Origin of the sequence: Enterobacter cloacae complex sp. GF14B (genome assembly GCF_004136805.1) — a bacterium.
GTDB classification, from domain to species: Bacteria; Pseudomonadota; Gammaproteobacteria; order Enterobacterales; family Enterobacteriaceae; genus Enterobacter; species Enterobacter hormaechei_C.
Genome location: NZ_QFRV01000171.1, coordinates 1 through 3,384, shown reverse-complemented (window position 1 = coordinate 3,384; position 3,384 = coordinate 1). Strand labels below are relative to the sequence as shown.

2 protein-coding genes are annotated in these 3,384 nt (G+C 44.4%); both read right to left on the bottom strand.

Annotation, left to right across the window (positions count from 1 at the left end; all coding sequences use genetic code 11):
* Nucleotides 1-1,803: 1,803 nt before the first annotated feature.
* A complete protein-coding gene (locus tag DD606_RS24215; RefSeq protein WP_129259340.1) occupies nucleotides 1,804-2,706 on the bottom strand; it encodes a DDE-type integrase/transposase/recombinase in 903 nt (300 codons plus the stop codon).
* Between the two features lie 528 nt (nucleotides 2,707-3,234).
* A complete protein-coding gene (locus DD606_RS26725) occupies nucleotides 3,235-3,372 on the bottom strand; it encodes a reverse transcriptase-like protein (protein ID WP_129259335.1) in 138 nt (45 codons plus the stop codon).
* Nucleotides 3,373-3,384: the final 12 nt, after the last annotated feature.

Genomic DNA, 3,384 nt, shown 5'->3' with positions numbered 1-3,384 from the left:
AAGTGTTGATTAGTATTTAAGCCAGAAAAGAAGAAATCGTGTATGAGTGGGTCACGACAAGGGTCCAATTTACCACAGAAGTCATATGGCAAAAGGTTTAGATTGAGAAGAGAGTTTACTACAAGGGGAAGACAAGAAAAAGAGTCGAGTAGTGATGACCAAAAGAACCTATAAGAGGGCTTGCTACAGGAGAGAAAATTGTTGGAGCGGGGACTGAACTACAAGAACCTGAACACAGGCTGTAGGAGACCTCACCTGTAAACCAAGGAGGCCAACAAACAACTCCTCCCATAGCAGACCCACTTTTGGGACAATTGGTTAATGTACTGCTAACTCAGAAAATATTATGGGTAAGAAGACAATTGCAGTTTGTAACATCAGGAACAGGTACTTTACCTTTCAATTGACTCTCGGTAAGAGTACTTAAAACACTTCCGATACCTCCAATGGCTGCACCAAATCCCAAAGTGGGCGAGGGAAAGTTCAGTGGAAAAAAGTCCCAACATGTTGACAACCACATTGTGAGTGGGATAAAAACACACACAGCGCCTCTATAACGACCCGACACACACTCTTGGGAATATACACACACACACTATGGGGCACCACTCGGCTTACACAATACCCCTGGCCGAGACAGGGAACACACCTATGGAGTGAGAGGAGAGAGACTATCCACTTGCCCACTCCACACAAACACACACACACACACCCAAAAAAATCAGCTCAAAAGAGGAGAATTTCTGATGTTTAGATACAATTGAGCTTGGGCCAACACCAATGGGGCAAACAACTCACACAATATGGGTAAAATAAGCCAGATACAATCACAAACTGGAGCAGAAACTTCGCTCATAGGAGAAACTTACACAGCCAAAACAGCAGAAAAAGAGTGAGGAATTTGGCAAAATGGACAGCGCCATCGCGTCCGGAACGGCCCAAAACCCCAGTCTACAATGTCAAAGTGCTCAAATCCGACCTCGGATGAGCAGTTTACGGCCAAAACAGGCTCCAAAATGAGCAAAAACACACTTGCGGCTGTTCCTCCTCTCTTCTCCACGTTTTTTCTGGTCTTCTCTCTGTTTTTTCAGTTCCCACACTTAGCTTTATTAGTTGGGCACCCTTGGCCTTTTAGATGACCTCAAACGGACCCCGAACAGGCCAAAAACTGACCTCGCAGTGCATAGTTGTCACCTTTTTGCATCATCCGCACACCTGGCACTCAGCTTTTTTCCAATAATGCATCCCGCCACCACGTGAAGTGGCCCCAAAAAGTGGTCCTAATGATGACCTTTCTGCATAACTCTCACAAGAAAACACCCACGTTGTGTCCGTCCTCATCCGCGTGCAAATATTGACCCCGTTCGCCCTCCTGACGCCACTAGATGCCATCTGACGCACCTGCTTACCTCATGTCGTCGGCCCGCGGATAGCTTCCTCGAGAAGTTTTACGCGCTACCAACTCCTCATTATTGTAGAAAAAACACACTAGTACTGGTAATAGTGAAAATCGTTGCACTATGTACACGCTGTCCTACCTGTACACATGTGGGCCCCACGTAACCACCTGGCTCTGGAAAATGGGCAATCCTTTATTTGATGCACCATGCATGTGTATGTACATATGCGCAATCCCTTGCTCCAAAAAACTCCTGACATAATTTGCCCATCCCCTAGCTTGCTAGATCATTCATGATCAGCAGCAGCAAAAAGAGATATGAGACTCGCCGCATCACAAGTCTCCTCATCCTTCACCAAAATTGCTTGATCCACAGACACCTCATCTTGCTCCACCATCATCAATCAAGCATGATACAATTTAAGACGCAATCCATTTACCCTTGACTTATGTAGAATCCCATCCAAGTTAGCCAACTGATATGTACCATTCGGAAAACACTCCACTACCTTGAAAGGGCCTTCCCACTTAACTTGAAACTTCTTTTGGAAGGTGTTGTCCAGCTTACTGTTGTAGCACAGAACCAAGTCATGCTTCTTGATACCCTTACTTTTGACCTTTTCATTTATCTTTGCCAAAGCCCTATCCTGCATCTGCCCATAATGATCCAATGCGCTCATCCTATCCAACTGAACCTCTTGTAACTGCAAGAGCCTCTCTTTGAATGCATCACTAGGCGGCCCAAGCAACTTCTCTAACATCTTGACCGCAGGCAACTCTACCTCCACAGGCAATAGTGCTTCCTTTCCATACACCAAATGAAATGGAGTAAACCCTGTACCTGTCTTCACCGAAGTACGGTAAGCCCATAATGCACTAGGCAATTCCAAATCCCAATTCTTTCCTTGGTGCTCTGTCACTTTAGAAAGAATTTGTACCAACTCACCATTGAATCTTTCATTTAAGCCATTACACTGTGGGTAATAAGGAGTGGTATGCTGGTGCCTAATCTTCATCTTTGTGCATAAGAAGTCTAGCAGTTTAGCTCTAAATCCTGGCCCCTTATCTGAAAGTAGCTCTAATGGCACCCCAAACTTGCAACATATTTCATCATACACAAATTTTGCCACATCCTTTGCAGTGATTTGTTTTACTGCTATAGCCTCTGCCCATCTAGAGAGATAGTCCACTGAAGTCAAAATATAGATTTTGCCCCTGCTTGTGATAGGTAACACGCATATTGCATCAATCCCCCACTTTTCAAACACATCAAATGCCATAATGGTTTTTTGTAGCTCTGGCTTCAACACTCTCTTCCCAAATGCTTAACACCTATTGCAAGACCTACACCAATGGTGAACATCCTTGTGAAAACTAGGCCATACATACTCCTCTTGCAAGATCTTATGCAAGGTGATCTTTAGAGCAAAATGTCCGCCACATGCGCCTTCATGATTCTCTTCCAACACTCTATAAAGCTCCTCCCGCCAAGGTACACGTCTCAACACGAGATCAGCCCCTTTCATGTATAAGACATCACCAATCAATTTGTACCTGTATGCTCTACGCACAAAACCATACTTCTTAGACTTCTGAATGTCCTTTGGAATGATTCCTGTTAGCAAAAACTCCTCTTCTTGAGCCAAACTTTCCCGGCCATGATAAAGAGGTAAATTGGTCCTCAACACAAATAGCTCCCCAATCATGCCTTGAGCTGCTTCATGTGCCTCTCCATTTAGAGCACGTTCAATGTGTCTGATGCTCCACGATTCAAACTTTTTTAAGAGGCCTTTAATTCTGAAACACATTTCCTTCAATGAGGTGTTCTTGCTCTTTCACACACCCAACACTTGCTTCACAACTAACAAGGCATCACCTTTTAGGCTCAACCTTCTAATCCCATGCTTCAAACAAATGTGTAATCCGGCTTCCAACGTAGCATATTCAGCCTCATTGTTACTATGTGCATCCAACTTGAACCCTCT